At 64.9% G+C, this 18,502-nt stretch carries 16 protein-coding genes and 1 pseudogene; 6 read left to right on the top strand and 11 right to left on the bottom strand.

Going from position 1 to position 18,502, the window contains the following annotated elements; translation table 11 throughout:
• Nucleotides 1-246: 246 nt before the first annotated feature.
• Together L8K25_RS10185 and L8K25_RS10180 are read right to left on the bottom strand one after the other, a co-directional pair.
• Nucleotides 247-2,844, bottom strand: a complete 2,598-nt coding sequence (locus L8K25_RS10185) for a M1 family metallopeptidase (protein WP_242138808.1) — start codon at nucleotides 2,842-2,844, stop codon at nucleotides 247-249.
• A gap of 430 nt (nucleotides 2,845-3,274) precedes the next feature.
• Nucleotides 3,275-4,048 (bottom strand): methyltransferase, encoded by a 774-nt coding sequence (locus L8K25_RS10180; protein ID WP_242138807.1) that lies wholly within the window; start codon nucleotides 4,046-4,048, stop codon nucleotides 3,275-3,277.
• A gap of 154 nt (nucleotides 4,049-4,202) precedes the next feature.
• On the opposite strand from L8K25_RS10180, the gene L8K25_RS10175 reads away from it, so the two are divergent.
• Both L8K25_RS10175 and L8K25_RS10170 read left to right on the top strand, forming a co-directional pair.
• A complete protein-coding gene (locus L8K25_RS10175; protein ID WP_242138806.1) occupies nucleotides 4,203-5,000 on the top strand; it encodes a winged helix-turn-helix domain-containing protein in 798 nt (265 codons plus the stop codon).
• A 215-nt stretch (nucleotides 5,001-5,215) separates the two neighbouring features.
• The gene (locus tag L8K25_RS10170; protein ID WP_242138805.1) at nucleotides 5,216-6,313 is read left to right on the top strand and encodes an alpha/beta fold hydrolase; all 1,098 of its coding nucleotides are present in this window, start codon (nucleotides 5,216-5,218) and stop codon (nucleotides 6,311-6,313) included.
• A gap of 45 nt (nucleotides 6,314-6,358) precedes the next feature.
• Here the strand turns inward: L8K25_RS10170 and L8K25_RS10165 are convergent, their stop codons facing one another.
• From L8K25_RS10165 to L8K25_RS10145, 5 genes and pseudogenes are all read right to left on the bottom strand, one after another.
• The gene (locus tag L8K25_RS10165) at nucleotides 6,359-7,522 is read right to left on the bottom strand and encodes a CehA/McbA family metallohydrolase (protein ID WP_242138804.1); all 1,164 of its coding nucleotides are present in this window, start codon (nucleotides 7,520-7,522) and stop codon (nucleotides 6,359-6,361) included.
• Between the two features lie 64 nt (nucleotides 7,523-7,586).
• Nucleotides 7,587-10,097 carry a TonB-dependent receptor gene (locus L8K25_RS10160; RefSeq protein WP_242138803.1) on the bottom strand — a complete coding sequence of 837 codons (2,511 nt, stop codon included), beginning with the start codon at nucleotides 10,095-10,097 and terminating at the stop codon, nucleotides 7,587-7,589.
• Nucleotides 10,098-10,177: 80 nt separating this feature from the next.
• Nucleotides 10,178-10,849, bottom strand: a complete 672-nt coding sequence (locus L8K25_RS10155; protein WP_242138802.1) for a TetR/AcrR family transcriptional regulator — start codon at nucleotides 10,847-10,849, stop codon at nucleotides 10,178-10,180.
• A gap of 264 nt (nucleotides 10,850-11,113) precedes the next feature.
• Nucleotides 11,114-11,536: pseudogene (locus L8K25_RS10150) on the bottom strand (nitronate monooxygenase); the annotation flags it as partial.
• A 184-nt stretch (nucleotides 11,537-11,720) separates the two neighbouring features.
• Nucleotides 11,721-12,332, bottom strand: coding sequence for a hypothetical protein (locus tag L8K25_RS10145; protein WP_242138801.1), 612 nt, complete (start codon nucleotides 12,330-12,332; stop codon nucleotides 11,721-11,723).
• A 148-nt stretch (nucleotides 12,333-12,480) separates the two neighbouring features.
• On the opposite strand from L8K25_RS10145, the gene asd reads away from it, so the two are divergent.
• Nucleotides 12,481-13,350, top strand: coding sequence for an archaetidylserine decarboxylase (gene asd / locus L8K25_RS10140; protein ID WP_242138800.1), 870 nt, complete (start codon nucleotides 12,481-12,483; stop codon nucleotides 13,348-13,350).
• Nucleotides 13,351-13,633: 283 nt separating this feature from the next.
• The gene (locus L8K25_RS10135) at nucleotides 13,634-13,852 is read left to right on the top strand and encodes a hypothetical protein (RefSeq protein WP_242138799.1); all 219 of its coding nucleotides are present in this window, start codon (nucleotides 13,634-13,636) and stop codon (nucleotides 13,850-13,852) included.
• A gap of 69 nt (nucleotides 13,853-13,921) precedes the next feature.
• Here L8K25_RS10135 and L8K25_RS10130 read toward each other — a convergent pair whose 3' ends face one another.
• From L8K25_RS10130 to L8K25_RS10120, 3 genes are read right to left on the bottom strand one after another with little or no spacing between them, the layout of a single operon-like run.
• Nucleotides 13,922-14,392 carry a nuclear transport factor 2 family protein gene (locus L8K25_RS10130; protein WP_242139253.1) on the bottom strand — a complete coding sequence of 157 codons (471 nt, stop codon included), beginning with the start codon at nucleotides 14,390-14,392 and terminating at the stop codon, nucleotides 13,922-13,924.
• Complete coding sequence (locus tag L8K25_RS10125) at nucleotides 14,392-15,021, bottom strand: pyridoxamine 5'-phosphate oxidase family protein (RefSeq protein ID WP_242138798.1); 630 nt, start codon at nucleotides 15,019-15,021, stop codon at nucleotides 14,392-14,394. The genes L8K25_RS10130 and L8K25_RS10125 overlap by 1 nt, the downstream gene beginning before the upstream one ends.
• A 58-nt stretch (nucleotides 15,022-15,079) precedes the next feature.
• A complete protein-coding gene (locus tag L8K25_RS10120; RefSeq protein WP_242138797.1) occupies nucleotides 15,080-15,625 on the bottom strand; it encodes a carboxymuconolactone decarboxylase family protein in 546 nt (181 codons plus the stop codon).
• Between the two features lie 152 nt (nucleotides 15,626-15,777).
• On the opposite strand from L8K25_RS10120, the gene L8K25_RS10115 reads away from it, so the two are divergent.
• Nucleotides 15,778-16,674, top strand: a complete 897-nt coding sequence (locus L8K25_RS10115) for a LysR family transcriptional regulator (protein ID WP_242138796.1) — start codon at nucleotides 15,778-15,780, stop codon at nucleotides 16,672-16,674.
• A gap of 96 nt (nucleotides 16,675-16,770) precedes the next feature.
• Here the strand turns inward: L8K25_RS10115 and rlmJ are convergent, their stop codons facing one another.
• Nucleotides 16,771-17,604, bottom strand: coding sequence for a 23S rRNA (adenine(2030)-N(6))-methyltransferase RlmJ (gene rlmJ / locus L8K25_RS10110; RefSeq protein WP_242138795.1), 834 nt, complete (start codon nucleotides 17,602-17,604; stop codon nucleotides 16,771-16,773).
• A 204-nt stretch (nucleotides 17,605-17,808) separates the two neighbouring features.
• Here rlmJ and L8K25_RS10105 point away from each other — a divergent pair, with 204 nt between their 5' ends.
• On the top strand, nucleotides 17,809-18,372 hold the full coding sequence (locus L8K25_RS10105) for a hypothetical protein (protein WP_242138794.1): 564 nt from the start codon (nucleotides 17,809-17,811) through the stop codon (nucleotides 18,370-18,372).
• Nucleotides 18,373-18,502 lie beyond the last annotated feature (130 nt).

The following is an 18,502-nucleotide window of genomic DNA, read 5'->3' as shown; positions in this document are numbered from 1 at the left end:
CTCCCCAATCTCAAGCGGATGAACCTATGGCGAACGTGACGCGGACGCCAGCGCCGCGTGCATGCATGGCGTTGCAGTCCCCCACGGCACGCAACCACGGTCGTCGCGATGCGCGGCGGCCGATCATGCGCCAGCGCCTGGACCGCGCGTCATTCGCCGTCCTGGCGATGTTTCTAATAAACTGCGCGACCGACTTCGACCGATCGGAGGTCTGCACCCGGTCGCGATGTCCTAGATTGAACGGCGTTACCCGGCCGCTAGCGCGGAAGCGATCTCTGCCGCCTTGGCCTGGCGCAGCACGCCGCAATCCCGGATGCTTTCCAGCGTGCGCTGATAGTCCAACAGGCCGACATTGGTCTTGCGGATCGAGGCGCCCACCTTGGCATCGATCCGCTCCGCCCGGTCTGCCCCGCATTGCGACCCCAGCGCCGCGGGCAGCCGGCTGGTGAGGAAGATGCCGTTGCCGCTCGCGAGCAGCGTATCGTAATTGGCGAGAATCCAGTCGGCCCCGAGATCGCGCGTTTCCGCGTTGCGGGCGATGTCGAAGATCAGACCGATCCGATCGTAGCTGCGCAGCCTCTTGTCATCAAGCGCGAGGAGATAGGTTGCAGCGTCGGCGCGCCCGCTTTCCGCGGCGGCACCGAGCGCATTCTGGCGGAAGGTCGGATCCTCGCTCGACAGCGCCTTTTCGACGAGCAGCTTCACCGCGGGAACGCCGCCCTCCTGTGCGATCACGGTCAGGGCCGCACCGACGAACGCGGGATCGAGCGCTTTCGTATCGCCCGCGAGATACCGGTCGCCGGCGGCCTTGAGCTTGCTTCGAACCACGGGATCGCGCGCATCGTCGGCAACCAGGCCGACAATTCTGTGCCGCAGGTTCTGGCGGCCAGGATCTTCCTGCGCGTACGCGCCGGCGGCCGGATCGAACCCGAGCGCGGTCAGGTGGGGCGTGTAGATCGACGCCATCAGCGCGCGATAGGCCGGCAGCGACGCGGGGGTGATCAGCCCGCGTGCGCGCCAGCCGGCGATCCTGCCGCCGCCATCGAGGCTGGCAGTCGCATCGGGGTTGGCCGCGACCGTGCGCGCTTCCGCGATCAGCCAGGCGGCAGGCGCCTTGCCGGCACGGAACGCTGCCCACAGGCTGTCGGTGGTGGCGAGCGCCTCGCCCGGCGCGAGCGTTCCGGCGGCGGCAATCAGCGCCTGCCAGTCGGTGGCCGCGAGGTCGAAACGATAATATCCCGCGCCGCCGACATTGGGCATGATCAGACCCGATGCCGGCGCGGCAAGCCTTGTGGAGGATTGGTCGAGCAACGCGCACTGCTTCGCCGTGCCGACCCGAACACAGAACGGAATCGTCCATTTCAGCGGCGGCGGCGTCGACCCGAGAAAGGCATAGCGCGACTGGGTGGCGACGATCGCATTGCCCTGTCGCCGCACGTCGACGACGGGCACGCCCTGCTGATCGACGAACGACTTGAGGGCGGCAAGCACGCGCGGGTCCTGCGCCGCATCGGCGATCGACTGGAAGAACTGCTCGGACGTCGCATTGCCGTACGCATGGCGCTGCAGGTGAAGGCGGACGCCCGCCTTGAACTTCTCGTCGCCGAGATAGGCGGCAATCATCGCCACCACCTGCCCGCCCTTGCCATAGGTGATGCCGTCGAATGCGGAATCGATCTGGCCGTTCTCGGTGATCGGCTGGTGGATCGGGCGGCCGACCTCCAGCGCGTCGGTGTTCATCGTCCCGAAACCCTCGTTGAGAGCCCCGACGCCGATGTTCAGCTCGGGTCGCCAAAGGTTGCCGATGCGATAGCCCATCCAGTTGGCAAAGCTCTCGTTCAGCCAGATGTCGTCCCACCAGGCAGGGGTGACGAGATCGCCGAACCACTGGTGCGACAGCTCGTGGGCGACGACCATACCGAAGGTCTGCTTGTCGCCGGTGGTCGCGCCGGGCGCGAGATAGATAATCCCGTCTCCATAGGTGTCGGCGCCCGCATTCTCCATCGCGCCGGGCATGATCGGCGAGCCGATCTGGTCGAGCTTCGGGAAGGGAAAGGGTTTGCCAAAATAGTCCTCGAGCAAGGACACGATACGCGGCGTCTCGGCCATGACATAGGCCATCTTGTCCTTCTGCGGCACGGTCGCGACGGCACCATAGGCCATCGGTACGGGGCGTTCGGGCGTCGGCGCGATCATGCCGGTCTGATGGACGAACGGCCCCGTGTCGAACGCAACGAGATAGGTCGGCAGCGGCTTCGTGACGGCGAACTGGTGCTTCTCCATCCCGCCCGCGACGCTGATGACCGACACCTGCGGTGCGTTGCCAACCACGACCAGACCCGGATGCGTCGTCACGGAAACGGTGAACGGCGTCTTGAAGCCAGGCTCGTCGAAACCGGGATAGGCCGCGCGGGCGTCGATGCTCTCGAACTGGGTCCAGCTGTACCATGCGTCGCCGACCTTGACGTGGAACAGGCCGGAGGCGCTGTCGCCGAAAGTGCCGGTATAGTCGAACTTCAGGGTTGCCGCGCCGGCCGGGAGCGCGCTCGCGAAATCGAGCCGGGCCGTGCCGCTCCGGTCCACCTGGGTGAAGGTCGCCGGCGTCGCCTTGCCGCCAACCATTGCCACCGCGCTGGTCATCTTGAGGTCGCGGCCGTGAAGATAAAGCGACTTGGTCGCGGCCTTTATCGTGACGTCGATCTCGTCATGGCCCTTGAAACCCTCTGCCTCGGGCAGGATCGTGAAGTCGAGGCGGTAGGCCGTCGGCACGGCCGCATCGGAAAGCCGCCCCTTGGGCGCGTTCGCATCGGGAACGATCGTCGCTTTGGCGGGGACCGCGGCCATGGGCCGTGCGCCCGCTTGTGTTGTGGTTGCGAGCAGGAAGGCCGTGAATCCGATCGAGCATGAGGCGCGCATGAGGATTTCCCAAGAAGAGGTGCCCCAGGGGTGTATGTTAGCGTCCTCGCCCCGACAAGCCTTGTCAGGGACTGCAGGAAGGGGCGCCAATCAATGGCAAACGCACTGTAGTTTTGTAAGAAACCGCGTATAAGTATCTGCGTATTCTGCAACAACGGAGTGCCTTCGGGCTCCGTTCCGCCAGCCGGCAACTGCCGGTCGTCTGTACGCAACTGTGCGGGTCGGGCCAACAGCGCGCAATTCCACCTCAACGCCCGGTCGGGCGGTGCAACTCCTGAACGGACACGAAATGGCGTGGAGCGTTCAGGAGGTGCCGCGCTGTCTGGTCGTCAGGACCAGTGCCGCCGGTCGGGGACAATCATCGGCGGTCACCTCCCGGCTTGCGGAAGGCAAAGGCGAACTGGCTGGTCCGCCCGCGGACGCTTGGGTCGAACACCTTTCCCGTCAGCGGATCGGACGTGTTGTCCAGAACGGTGCTCGCGCCGGCAAACACGAACCCCGCCGCCTCGACCTGACGCCGGACGATCACTGGGTCGATGCGATGAAGCGTATCGGTATCCGCCATCCCACGACCCGGGGCGCTGCGATGGTCGATGACGATGAAATACCCGCCTGGCCGCAACAGGCGGAAGGCATCGCGCGCGAGCGCATCCGGACCCGGCTTGCCCAGAAAGGGATCGGCATAGTCGTGGTAGTTCTGCGACGTCCAGATCACGTCGAGCGGCACGGGCGCGGTCGGCAGCGCCTGCGGTTGCACGGCGACGGTAACGTTGCGATAAGCCGGCGCTGCGGCGACCTGCCGCAACGCCGCCACGTCGCGCGCCGCCAGCCTGGCATAGGCCGCCGGCCAAACCGCATAGACATGGCCCCCCTGCCCCACGATGTGGCTGAAGATCCGGGTCCAGTAACCGCCACCGGGAATAAGGTCGAGCACCCGCTGCCCGCGCGCAAGATGCGACAGGGCGATGAGGTCGGCCGGATGGCGCCTGGCATCCTGCTGGCTATCCTTCGCCCGGGCCGGGTCGCGTAGCGCCTGATCGATGACGGAGGGGTCGGCGGCGTCGGCCGTTGCTGGGAATGCCGCCAGCGTGAGCAGGGCGGCAAGGACGTTCGGAAGGCGGTGAAACGACATGGGTGCTCCTGTGAAAGCGCATCGATGCAGCGGTTCGTGCAAGTTTAGACCATCAAGAAGGTGTAAAGAAGACAGGACCGCTGCGTACGCGCCGCCACGTCGGTCTCGGCCGTGCCTGTTCCGGTTTGCGGCAGGCAAGTGCTAGAGGGTCCGCATGACGGTACGAACGCAATGGCAGATCGGAGCGTGGACGTTCGATGCGGACAGCGCGCGGCTGATCGACGGGGAAAAGCAGGTCCCGCTCGAGCACCGTGCAGCCCGCACGCTCGAGCTGCTGTGTCGCGATCGCGGTCGACCGGTGTCGCGGGAGGCGATCCTGCGGCAGGTCTGGTCGGGCCGATCGGTCAGTGCCAACAGCGTCGCCGTGGTGATCGCCGACCTGCGCCGCGCACTCGGCGACGATGCCGCTGCGCCGCGCTTCATCGCGACCATTCCAAAGCGCGGCTACCGGCTCGGCGAGGAAGCAGAAGCGGCAGACGCGTTACCGCAGCGCGAGCCGGCCCAGCCGCGCGCCCGCTGGCGCCTGGCGACGGCGTGCGGGATCGCGCTCCTCGCCGCGGCTGTCTTCATTGCGGGTAACCTGGGCGCGCATCACACGACCGTCGTCGTGACCCGCACCGCCAACGACACCGGGCAGGCGGGATATCAGCCGCTCGCGACCGCGCTGCACGCGCTGATTACGGACAGGCTCGCCGAACGGGGCATGGATGTGGTGCCGACGGACCGCGGATCGGCGCCCGTCCGGCGCCAGCACATGCTGTGGCTCCGGTCGCGGCTGATCTTGTGGAACGGTATCTCGACGCTCTCGCTGGAATCGATCGATGCGTCCGGACACGTGACCTGGTCAGCGATGGCCGTCGCACCGCCGAATGGGCTGGCATCGGAGACGATCGTCCAGTTGAAGCGGTTCGACGCCAAGGTGCGCGGTACCGACCAGTGGCGGTGGCGGTGACGGCTTCGTCCGGGCACCGCTCAATTGCGAAGGCTCGCCGGTCCGACCAGGTTCGGTCCCGTCGGTCCGGCTTCATAGACCGTGCGCAGCGCCATCATGCGCGCGATGACGATCGCGCCCGACCTAGCCGCCGCGGCCCGGAAAGCGGGACTTGCGGTTGCGCCGCGCTTCCGGAATGATCCCGCCAGCGGCACGTCGCCGCGAGGGACAGGTACATGGTTCGATTCATCGTGGCGGTGCTGGCCCTGATCACGTCGCTGGCGACGCCCGCATTCGCCGCCGACGGCGACCGCCGTGCCTTCGTCATCAAGCAGTTCAAGCTCGAGAACGGAACCGTCCTGCCAGAGGCCAGGGTGATGTACGCCACCTATGGCACGCTCAACGCCGCACGCGACAATGCGGTGTTGCTGCCGTCGCACTATATGGCGGATTCGCACGGCTACGAATGGCTGATCGGGCCGGACAAGGCGCTGGATCCCCGAAAATACTTCCTCGTGGCGACCGAACTGTTCGGCAACGGCAAGTCGTCCTCCCCCAGCAATACGCCCGCGCCGTTCGACGGCCCGCGCTTCCCGGTCACCAGCATTCGCGATAACGTCGAGGCGGTGCATCGGCTGCTCGGCGGGGCGCTCGGCGTCCACCATCTGCGGGCAATCGTCGGCTTTTCGATGGGCGGGGAACAGGCGTTTCAATGGGCCGTGAGCCACCCCGGTTTCGCCGACCGGATCGTCGTCACCTCGGCGACCGCGAAAGCCTGGCCGCACGGCATCATACGGCTCGACAGTCAGATCATGGCAATCCAGAATGATCCCGCTTTTGCCGGCGGCGACTACAAGACGCCGCCCAAGGCCGGGCTGCAGACCTTCGGGGCGATCTGGGCCGGCTGGCTCTTCTCACAAGGCTGGTGGCGCGAGGAACTGTGGCGCGCCGGGGCCGCCCCCGGCACCACCTACCGCAGCGTGTTCGAGGGCCTGTACAAGGACTTCGTACCCGGCGGCGATGCCAACGACCTGATCCTGCAGATGCGGACGTGGCAGGGACACGATATCGGCGCGACACCGGGAATGGGCGGCGACATCAAGCGCGCGCTGAGGTCGATTGCGGTGCCCGTCCTCTACATGCCCTGCGCGACGGACCTGTACTTTCCCGTCGACGATGCGCGCTACGAAGCGGGGTTCATGCCCCATGTCACGCTGTTACCGATCCCCTCGCTCTGGGGCCATACCGCGGGCGCGGCCAGCAACCTGGCCGATGCCAAGTTCCTTAACGATCACATCGGCGCCTTCCTCCGCGCGGGTGAGCGACCCGGTTGACGGCAGCGCCCTGCGTCCAGCCCCGCCCCGGCCGACCGCTGACGTTCAGAAATCGGGATCGAAGTTGAAATAGAGCGGGTTTGAAAGCGCGATCATCTTGCCGCTCAGCACGGTCGATACCGGCACTTGCGGATACGGGGCTTGCGGGCCTTCGACCTCGACCCGGTAATAGCTGCGACCTTTGGCGGAGGGTGTATCGATGAAGCTGACGGCATTACCGACGGGATCGGTTTCATAGGCGCCGAACGGGTCGCCGTTCTTGATCACGCGGACGTGATATACCGCGCCGGGCACGCAGCCACCGACGAGCCGCACCTGAAACGTAACCGGCTTCCCGGTCGGGCGCGCATCGTCACCCATCATCATGTCCATTCGCCCATCGCCGTCGAGATCGGCGCGCAGTTCGACGCGCGGATCGTACGGATTCGCGCTGATCGACACGCGGCCGTTGGTCAGCGCGTCGACCACACCCTTGGCGTCGCGCGTTTTCGCGAATACCCAGGTGGTCGGCGTGCCGACGTAATTGGCGTTGCGTTCGGCCGTGTGCGACGTCTTCTGCTCCGGCGTATCGGGCGTGCCGTGATGCGAATCGCTACCGCCGCGCCCGGTCAGCTTGCGGCCCGATTTGAGCATGTCGTCCCAGATCATGATCGCCGCGGCATTGTTCGGCCAGATTGCCGAATTCCACACCTCGAGCGAATCGAGCATGTCGAAACTGAAGCCGAAGTGATCCTTGCCGGCGGGGTGGTTACCCGAGAGGTGGATACCCAGCGACCGCTTGACCGCCAGGATCTTCGCGTCGCGCGCATCGCGCACGTCGAACAGGCGCTGATGGTCATACGGCTTGGCCGAGAAGACGTTGCCATGGCCCCGCTCGGTCGTCCATTCGGCGCCGTAAAGCAGGATCACCGATTTGGACCTGAACTCGGGGTCGCTCCACGTGTTGTGCGCGACGTCGCCCGCCACGTGATTGTCGTGATCGGTGATGCCGAGATAGTCGAAGCCGGTATCCTCGGCGAACTTGATGATCTTCGCCTCGGGATTGTTGGTCGAATCCTTGCTGTGACGCGAGTGCAGATGCAGGTCGCCCTTGAGCCATTGTCCGTCGCTGAGGCTGGCGACCGGCGGGATGCGTGGACTGTCGCCAGGCGCGGCAAGCAGGGGCGTCTGCGCTGCAACCAGCGCGAAAATTGCGAGACGAAGGCGCACGGCAAGGTCCTTTCGATCGGGGAAGACGGGGCGCGGCGCCCATGCGCCGCGCCCCTTCAAAGGGTCAGAAGCGGTAGGTCAGCGATCCACGATAGTTGCGCTGATAGAGCGAGCTGCCGATGTAGACAGGCTGCCCGGCCTGGCTGTTGTCGATCGTGCCGGCGCGCGGGTTGCCGTTGACCAGCCCGAACGCGTTGGTGACGTTGGCGACGATCAGCCCGAATTGCAGCTTGGGCGTGATCTGGAATTGCGCATCGAAATCGACCGACCAATAGGCCGGCAGCCGAATCTGATTGGCGACGTCGGTATAGAGCGCGCCGACATAGTTGACGTCCGACTGCAACCGCACCTTGCGGTCGAAGAAGGTGAAGCCCGGGGTGATGCGGATGGTATTGTCGGGAACGCCGTTGACCTTGTGGTTCGAATAGTCGGTCAGCACACCGGCGCTGTTGGTGTAGACGAACTTGCTGAACCGATTGTCCTGCCAGGTCCAGGAAGCGTGGAGATCGAACCAGTTGGTCGGCCGCCAGGTCCCCTCGATTTCCGCACCGGTGGTCTTGGTGTCGCCATACACCGTGACCGGTGACAGCAGGCCGCTCGCAAGCTTCTGGTAATCGCTAATCGCATAGCTGTTGTAGATCGTTCGGAAACCGGTGGCGTAGAGATCGACCTTGCCGCGCGAATATTTCACCCCGCCCTCCAGCATGTTGAGCGTCTGCACGACGGGGGCCGCATTGGCGTTGGTAATGAAGCTCGACACCGCCGGGAGACGGAACGTGTCGGTATAACGCGCGAACACGCCGAAGAACGGACGAACCTGATAGTTGGCGGCAGCGGTCCAGCCGACGTGATCGTATTTGCGCGAGAAGGGCATGAACACGCCGGTGCCGACGCCGACCGAGTCATCGGCGCTGGTCGGGCTCTGGCCAAGATTGACCTTCTTGGTCCCTTCCACCTGCCCGCGCGTCTTGATCTGCTCGTAGCGCACGCCGCCCTCGAGCCGGAACTTGGGAGTCAGCTGCCACTCGTCGCTGGCATAAGCGGCAATATTGTCCGAGCTGCCGCTCGCATTGGCATATTCGGCGCCATATTGGATGACGCCATTGTCGCTGATCTTGTAGAGCTTGTTGCCCTTCGCATCGACGAGATAGGCATCGAGCACTTCGGCGTGCGCCTCGACGTCGGTCAGCACGGCGGCGCTCAGCGCGTTATAATCCTCCTGCTCGCGCGCGTAATAGACGCCGAACGCAATATTGTGCGTGCCGAACAAATCGACCTTACCGACCAGCCGCGTATCGGTGATGAACTCGTCGAGCGGCACGGTGTGCGTCCGCGCGAGGTCGATCAGCGCCAGACCATTGCCGTTCTGGTTGGCGAGGTCGAACGCCGCGCCGCTGTCGCGATAGGCCAAGGCATAACTGGTCCCCGCCTTGGGCTTGCCGAAGGTGCTCGTCAGCAGTGCGGTGGCGGATGCGGCGACCGTGTACGGCGTGATGCTGTTACGCTGCGTCCAGCTCGTGCGATAGCGGACATTCTCCTCGACCTTGAACGTGTCGGTAAGGTCGTAATGCGCCTGGAAGCTGAGCTGGGTCAGCTTGACGCTGCTGCCGACGCCATCGTCGAACTTGACCGTGCCGTTCGGCGTCAGGAAATTGAAATAGCGCGCATCGGGGCCAACGACGTTGTCGACCTTATTGTCCAGACCGACGACGTTGCTGGGCGTGCCGTCGACATTGGCCTGGTAGATGCCGCCGCCCCAATAGCCGACCCGCTCGTCGATCCGCTTGACGCCCAGCGTGATCCCGCCGCGCTCGAACTCCTTGGACAGGTTGAGGCGGATCTGGCCGCCGCGATCCTGCGGGAAGCCCGAATTGTGCGGGCCGTCCGACACGCGGTAATAGCCGCCGGTGAAGAAATGCCACCCCGTCGCGCCGATCGGCCCACCGAGCCAGCCGTCCACGCGGTGCGAATTGTAGCTTGCCGCTTCGTAGCGCACCAGACCCTCGAGCGTGTCGCCGCCCTTGCGCGTGATGAAGTTGATCGCCGCGCCCGGCGCGTTCGAATAGAAGATCGCCGACGGGCCACCGCGCACCACTTCGATCCGCTCGACGCTCTGGTCGACCCGCAGCGACTGGTCACCGTTGAGCCAGCCGAGCCCGGGATCGCCCTGGATCGGGATCCCGTCCTCGAGCAGCGCGACGGTCTGATAGCCGTCGCTCGGGATGCCGCGCACGCGCACGCCGCCCGAAACTTCGCCCGAAGTCGGTGCGCTGTAGAAGCCGGGTACCTGCTTAAGCGCCTCGGCGACGCCGATCGGTGCGCGGATGCGCAGGTCCTGGTCGGAGATCGTCGAGATCGAGTAGCTCGTCTCGACCTTGCGCTGGCGTGACGTGCCCGCGCGCCCGGTCACGACGATGTCGTCGCCATCGGCGATCTCGGTCTTGTCGGGCTCGGCCGCCGTGGTCGCAGCCGGACCGGCAGCAGCATTTTGCTGTGCGAAAACCGGCCCGGCGAACGCCGTGCCGGCAAGCAGGGTGGCGACGAGCGCCGATCGATGAACGAAGGAATGGATCATGGTGCGCCCCGATAGATTCGTGTCGACGGCGCATATGATAGTAGTTGATATCGTTTTTATGACAGGTCGGAAAATGTCGGTCAGGCATCGATCCGTGCAGCACTATCTGGCGTCGCAGCGACGGCCGTGGCAGGCGGCGACCGTGCCAGATCGGGGTGATAATAGAGCGCGCGAAAAATAAAGGTGAGATCTTCAAAGACCTCGTCGCGCACGTCAGTATCTTCCTTGAGCATCTCATCGACCGAATAGGCGATCTCTACCGCGAGTCGTGTCCGGCGGCGGACCAGGTCGCGCGAGACGCCGGGCAGATAGGGCATGTACACGTCCGTCATCAGATCGGTGACGAAGCGATGCGACGCGAGGCGGATGTGGGCAAGGCTCGGCACCGCGCGCAATGCCCGCATGATCCAGATCGCCCCTGGCTGCTGCCGTGTGATCGCGTCCATTTCGCGGACCAGATCCTCGATATGATCGACCAGCACGTCGTATCCCGCATCGCGATAGCGATCGACCCACCGGGTGAGCGCTTCGTTCTGGCGCTGCATCAACCGTTCCGCCAGCGCTTCGATCACGGCGTATTTATCGTCGAAATAGCGGTAGAAGGCGGGGGACGTGAGCTTCGCGCGCTGGACGATCAGGTTGCTGGAAATCCGTTCGACGCCAACTTCCTCGAGCAGCGTTTCCGCGGCGCCAAGCAACAGTTCGTACGTCTTGCGCGACCGCGCTTGCATCGGCTTGCGATGGTTGCTCAACACACCTCTCCTGCCGCCTCTCGCGACCCCCGGCTTTCTCATGATCGGAACGTCGCGGCAACGCGATATTGATCGCTATCGTTTCGACAATTAGGACCGCATCGCGCTACCGTTGGGTCAGGGAGCGGCCGGCAACAGCGGCCGACGTCCTGCTCGACAGCGTTCCAGTTCGACCGGCGAGCGCCGTGAAGCGGTTGGCAAGCGCCTGCACTGGACGACCCGAGATCAAGCAGGTCATGACCGTATGACGTCCACCCGCCCCCTTGCGATGATCTCGGCGGAGGGCAGCCCGAAGTGGAAGCTGATCGCGGGGGGCGTCGTTTCCAGAAGCATTGCCAGCATGGCTGGATCGTCGTTGAAGCTCCGATAGATCGTCTGCAACTTCGTCGGCGGAACCGCATCGAACGCCGCGAAAAGCGGTGCCAGGCGTTCCAGCCACGCCGCCTCGCGGGCCGGATCCGCCTTGGCGCCACCATGAACGAACAGATTGACGTTAAAGGCCCGATCCGTTCGGCTGCGTAGCTTCACGATCATTGCATGCGCGTCGACCGCATCGGTCGCGCCGACGCCGAGCGAGCCGATGCCGCCTGCATTCGACACGGCGGCCGCCAGCGCCGGGGTGGCGACGCCGGCCATTGGCGCCTGTATCAAGGGCACCGCCAGCTTGAGATGCTCTGTCAGATCCATGGCATACAGTCCGCACGACGGTTCACGCGGCCGCTATCCGATATCGGACCCAGCGTCGCAACCGGAACGCACTCCCGTAGCAGATGCAGACCGATCGCGTATCGCTGGTCGCGATCGGATGGACGTCCAGCGTCGTCAGAAACTTCCCGTTCGAACCGCGCGCGATCCAGGACCGCAGGAACGGTCAGCGTCGGACGACTGAAACGGAGAACTTCGGAATGAGCGCACAATCGCTGGGTGCCGTGCCATAGGCGGCATGATCGATGCAGTTTGCCGCAGACGCGAAATTCGTCGCGATGGCGGCGCGAACGATGCCATTGTCGCGCATCGATGCGTCAACCCCGCCCCCCGCCACGGACGTGGTGATGCTGCGATCGAACAGAACCCGTGCAGTGTCGATCCGGACCAGCCGATACCGCAGCGTCGCCGTGGCCCGATTATGCGCACCGATGTGGAATGGGGTCGTGCTGCCTTCCCAGGATACGAGCAGCCGCACATGCGCCGTACCCCGCGCAGGGGACAGGAAGTTCATGCGGTCGAACGTCTCCCGCAAGGCCGCGTTGACGCTCGATCGCTTTGCCGCGCGAATGAAATTGAGGCTGGAACTGCCCACGGTTGCGGGAAGCCCCTCGATGTCACCGACCTCGACATGGTGGTAGAGGACGTGGTTCCGATCCACGGGCGTCGGGGACTCTGGCTCGAAGGGCAGACCGATCGCGACCATCGGTATACTGCTGGATGCGGCATCGACCGGTGTGGCGGTGAGGACGCTGGCAAGAATGAGAAGATACCGCATGACCAATGGATAATGCGAACCCGTTCGTGGCCAATTAACACAGACGGCCTGTTCGTCTCGTCGTGCGTTGGGGCGCCTTGCGGCATTGAGACGGTCGACCTGCCGACACAGACCGTTAGAGGTGGGGTGTCGACGTTGTGAGGTTCCGATGCCCGATCGCCTGAAGATATTGTTCCAGCACGTGCTGCCCAAGCAGCAGTTGACGGAAGTCGCTGGCCGGATCGCCGCCATGGAGGGAGGTTTGCTGACGACCCGGCTCATCCGCTGGTTCGTTCGCCGATATGCCGTCGACATCCAGGAAGCCGCGAACCCGGACGTGGGCAGCTACAAGAGCTTCAACGCCTTCTTCACGCGACCGCTCAAATCCGGCGTGCGGCCGATCGCGGTCGCCGATCTCGTTTCTCCGGTCGATGGCGCGATCAGCCAGTTGGGCACCATCGACGACGATCAGATCCTGCAGGCGAAGGGGCATCGCTTCAGCACGACGGATCTGGTCGGGGGTGACGCCGCGTTGGCCGCACAGTTCCGCCACGGCAGTTTCGCCAACCTGTACCTTTCTCCCAAGGACTATCACCGTCTGCACATGCCATGCGACGGCACGCTCGCGCGCATGATCTACGTGCCGGGAACGCTGTTTTCGGTAAACCCGACCACCGCCCGCGGCGTCCCCAACCTGTTTGCCCGCAACGAACGCGTTGTCTGCGTCTTTGAATCGCCGGATCATGGTCCGTTCGTCATGGTCCTGGTCGGCGCGACGATCGTCGGCAGCATGGCAACCGTCTGGCATGGCGTGGTCAATCAGCGGCGCAGTGGCGCGGTGTCCGAATGGACTTACGGCGAACGGGAGATCGTCCTCCGGCAGGGCGAGGAAATGGGCCGTTTTCTGCTCGGGTCGACGGTCGTGATGCTGTTCAGGCAAGGTACGATGACGTTCAACCAAGCCTGGAAGCCCGAGCGGACCGTTCGCCTAGGCGAACGGATGGGCGATCGCCCCAACCGGGACGCGCCCCCTAACTGATGCTCAGCGGCGGTGCGTAAAAGCATTCGAGGACGTTCAAGCGTCAGCTGCAGCCGCAAGACGGTCAGGCGTAGTGAGGGAATCTCCGTCGACAACCCATGCTGTTCGCACCGCACGGCGTGCGCGGAGCGGTTGATGATCCTTCCGCGCTCCCCGGCCGAGCGCACAGCGATGGCGGCCACCTACCGCTTGACCTTAGAATATTGGTCCAGCGCGAGGAATTTTGCCGCGTTTCCATAGGGGCGCCCCGGCGGCGCGCGATCTGCGGATCGGGCAGCCGAGTGTGTCGCAGCGGATCGCGGCGCTCGAGGATCGCTTGCAGATACGCCTGCTCGTCCGTCGACCCGCCAGCTGCATCCGTTCGAAGCGGGACAGGCGTATTAGGAGCGGGCGCAGGGCTAGAGGGGCGCTTGGGGCTATGGTCATCGCTAACCCTCGCGCGGTTGCCCGTCGTTCCAAGGATCGGCCCGTTCCTGGCCGCGCACCCCAAGCTGTGCCCTGATCCCGTCATGGCCGGGAACGTCCAGCGCCCGATCGGACCGTATTCCGTTCCCCCGCGACTCGCCACCCGTCAGAACCCCAGGTCGCTCAGCCCCGGATGATCGTCCGGCCGACGGCCCTGCGGCCAGCGATACCGGCGCTCGGCTCCGGTGATCGGCGCGTCGTTGATGCTGGCGATCCTGCGCTGCATCAGGCCATGCGCGTCGAACTCCCACAGCTCGTTGCCATAGGAGCGGAACCAGTCGCCTCCGTCGTCATGCCATTCATAGGCGAAGCGGACGGCGATCCGGTTGTCGCGGAAATCCCACAATTCCTTGATCAGCCGGTATTCGTGCTCGCGCGCCCATTTACGGGTCAGGAAGGCGACGATCGCGTCGCGCCCCTGGAGGAAGTCGGCGCGGTTCCGCCACTGGCTGTCGGGCGTATAGGCGAGCGCGACCCGCGCCGGGTCGCGGCCGTTCCAGCCATCCTCGGCGAGACGGACTTTTTCCGTTGCGCTGTCCAGCGTGAAGGGTGGCAGCGGCGGGCGTTCGGCGTCCATCATTCATCTCCTCGTGCGGCGAGTTTCGCTCGCAGGGTTGCGTTCTCGGCTTCGAGCGTGGCGATACGGTCGCGTAGCGGAGTCACCGCTAGCGCAATCTCGGCTTCGGTGAAGCGCGGCGTGATGTGCTGGGGGCAATTCCAGTCGAACGTTTCCAGACGGAGCTTGAACAGGCGTTCGGGGACCGCCCGGTAGCCCGGGATCGCCAGCTGCGCCGCGAGCGCGGGATCGGCGTCGATCGCGAGGACCGCGACATGCGCATAGATCTTGAGCCGCTGGCGGCCGGCATAATCCATCAGGATCAGCGCGGCACGATCGTCCGCGGTGACGTTGCCCAGACTGATGTACTGCCGGTTGCCGCGATAGTCCGGGAAAGCCAGCGTCCGCGCGTCAAGCACCTTGAGGAAACCCGCCGGGCCGCCGCGATGCTGGACATAGGGCCAGCCCGTTTCCGAAACGCTCGCCAGATAGAAGCTGTCGCGCGCGGCGATGAACGCGGCTTCGCTCTCCGTGAACCGGTCGAAGTCGCGGTGCCCCTTGAAGTCGCTCCAGATCCGGTCGCTGCCCATCGCCTCCTGCGCCGCCTTGACGCTCGGCGTGATCGCGATGTCGAGGAACCCGTATGCCATGTCCGATCCTTCCCCGTGGACGACGGGCCGGAGCGGAATTGCCCCGGCCCGCCGGGCATCACGCCGCTTCCGCGCTGTGCACCACCGGGAAGTCGATCTCGGTCTTCGCGACTTCGTTGAGGAAGTTGGTGAAGACGTTGTCGGCGACGAGCGCGACGATCTCGACGATTTGCGCCTCGGTGTAACCGGCCAGCTTGACCGCGGAGACGTCCGCATCGCTGACATGGCCCCGCTCCTGCGCAACCTTGGCGGCGAACGCGACCGCTGCGTCAGCCTTCGGGTCGCCCGAATGCCCGTTGCGGTTGAGCGCGATCTCTGCAGAGCTGATCTTCGCAAGGTTGAGGCCGAGATAGGTGTGCGCGGACAGGCAATAGTCACACCCGTTGACCTGCGCGACCGCGATCGCGATCCGCTCGCGCGTCCTGACGTCGAGCGCCTTGGCCAGCGCGCCGTTGAAGCCGAGATAGGCGGTCAGCGCGGCGGGGCTCTTCGCGATCAGGCGGAACAGGTTGGGCACAACGCCGAGCTGGGCATGGACTGCGTCGAGCAGCGGATTGGATGCTTCGGGTGCTTCGTCACGGGCGGGAATGGTGATGCGGGTCATGGTTCGTCTCCTGTCGGCTCGAACCGAAAGCGGTTCGGTGACGGGAAGATGGCCTTTCCTATCCGCCAGCATAATTGGGCAAGCACGAGAAGCATCCTTCCATTTAATGGAATAGTCGGTAGGATAAGGCGTGCGGACGAACGGGAGGTTCGATGGATCGCCTCGAGGCAATGTCCATGCTGGTGCTGACGGTCGATCGGGGCAGCCTGTCGGCGGCGGGGCGCGCGCTGCGCGTGCCGCTCCCGACGCTCAGTCGCAAGATATCGGAGCTCGAGGCCGCACTGGGCACACGCCTCCTGATCCGCACGACGCGCAAGCTCAGTCTTACCGAAGCGGGCATCGCTTATGTCGCCGCCGCACGGCGCATCCTCGAACAGGTCGAGGAAGCCGAGCGGATCGCCGCCGGCGAGTTCACCACCCCGAAGGGCGAGCTCGTCCTGACCGCGCCGATCCTGTTCGGACGGTTGCATGTCCTTCCCGTCGTCACCGAATTCCTCGCGACCTTTCCGGAGATCACGATCCGCCTGATGCTCTCCGACCGCAACGCACATCTGGTCGACGACCATGTCGACATGGCGGTGCGGATCGGAACCCTGCCCGACAGTTCGCTGGTCGCGACGCGGGTCGGGACGATGCGCACGGTGATCTGCGCAAGTCCGACTTTGCTTGCCGACCACGGCACGCCCGATCCACCCGCGCAACTGTCGCAGATTCCCTGCGTCAGTTTCGAGCTAGTCACACCGACGCCCCACTGGCGCTTCCCAACGCTGCGACCCGCAGGCACCCGCGACGTGCCCGTCACCGTGCGGCTGTCGGTCACCACCGCCGAAGCCGCGGTCGACGCCGCGATCGCCGGGATCGGTGCCACGCGGGTCCTTCACTATCAGGCGGCCGAAGCGATCGGCCGCGGTGATCTTCGGCTCATTCTGGAGGATTTTGAGCCCGAACCGCTCCCGATCTCCCTGATCCATGTGAGCCATGGCCGGATGCCGCTCAAGATGCGCAGTTTCCTGGATTTCGCGGCGACGCGGCTGCGGTCCAGGATCTAGCGGGTTCGCGCTCCAGCGAGACTGCACCAATCAGCGCCGCGGCTGGTTGCTGGACTGGATCGTGTGGCGCCCGGGGTTCAGCGACCGTGCGGGTCTTCAATGATCGCCCAGCCAATCGGCCGTGATCTCGCCGTTGTGGCCGTCCGGCGCCAGCACGGCGCGCAAGGCTTCCAGCAGCGGCGGCAGAGCCTGCGTGAAGGCATAGGGCGGGTTGACGATGTAAAGGCCCGCGCCATTGTAGATACCGGCCTGATCGCTATCGTACAGCCAGTGCTCAACGCGCAGCACCTTCGGGATGCCGAGCTTGCGTAACTGCTCGTTCCACCGTGAATGCGTGGCGCGATCTTTCAGCGGATACCAGATCACCGTCACGCCATGCGCCCATTTGCGGTGAGCAGCCGCAAGGGTGGCCGTGATCCGGTCACGTTCATCCGTCTGCTCGAACGGCGGGTCGACCACCACCACGCCGCGCGCGGTTCGGGGCGGCAACATGGCCAGCCAAAGCTCGTAGGCGTCGCGCTCGTGCACGGCCGCGGGTGTGCCGCGCATCACGCCGCGCAAGGTATAGGCGTCCTCCGGATGCTTTTCGTTCAGGACCAGGAAGTCCTGCGGGCGGAGAAGCTGCGCCAGGACCCGCGGCGAGCCCGGATAGACGTGCGGCTCGGGTCCGACGTTCACCGCCTGCACGGCGGCGCGGTAGTCGTTCAGCAAGGGGTTCGGGTCGGCAAAGACCCGCGACACGCCCTGCGCGGACTCGCCGGTGCGTTGGGCCTCCGCGCCGTCGAGGTCATACAGCCCGCAGCCGGCATGGGTATCGATCAGGGTCAGCGCGCCCGGTTTCTGCTGCAAGGACCGCACGAGGGCGATCAGCAGGCTGTGCTTCACGACGTCGGCGCTATTGCCGGCATGGAAAGAATGGCGATAATTCATTGCACCTCGATACCCCGACGATTGACCTTGATACGGGCAGCAAGCCGCGTTTGCCGAGCGCACGGCGATTGAGGGACCCGATGCGGGTGCTAGTATAAAGGCGGGCTGAAACCTTCAACGCCCTTCCGCGCGAAGCCTCGACCTTGCCTTGGCGATCGCCTCCCGAAGCGGAGACGCGACGCTGCGGGTGCATCGGACCGTACGATGAAAGAGTTGCCGGACGCGACTGGCGTTAACCCGAAGGGCGCTATCGTGATCGCGTGTCATGCCATGCCGACTTCAGCGACCATCTCGTTGAGGTCGGCGACAGCCTTGATGACGAAGACCTGGGAAACGGAAATTGCGGCGTCGGCCTCGTCAAACGCGCCAACCGATGCCTTAATGCTCGAGCGCGGTGGCGCTGGCACTGTCCGCATCCTCGACTGCATCGCATTGCCCACCGCGTCCGAGCTCGCGCCTCAATCGTGCCACCTCCCGTTCCAGACGTTCGATGCGCTCGAGGGTGTAGCCGAAGCTGGTGTAATCCAGCGAGGTCAGGAAGGCGCCAACCGCTGTGAAGGCGCGGCGGACTTTCCCCTGCCCTGGGGCGGAATGGCTGGCCGTATCCATCATCAAAAGCTCCTCATTACCGATGCCGATATCGGCGCCGGCGCCGCGGCGGCGGCAGCGCGGCCAACGGATAAATCGCGCGACGGCATCGTGCCGGGCGATCGAGAGCATCCGGTCGATATAGTGCGCATTACAGTATCGGCGGTGAAGATACTATAGCGATGAGTACAAAATCATTGACCAAGCAAACGAAGGTTCTATAGCGAACGATATAGAAGGCCTTGCGGCAATCGTGCGCGAGGGCGGTGTTCCGCGCAACGTTGGGTATCGAGCCCACCGCCGTCACGCG

Origin of the sequence: Sphingomonas sp. TREG-RG-20F-R18-01 (assembly GCF_022662475.1) — a bacterium.
Classification (GTDB): Bacteria; Pseudomonadota; Alphaproteobacteria; order Sphingomonadales; family Sphingomonadaceae; genus Sphingomonas.
Note: the sequence above shows the minus strand (reverse complement) of the source record. Positions and strands in the feature narration are given on the sequence as shown.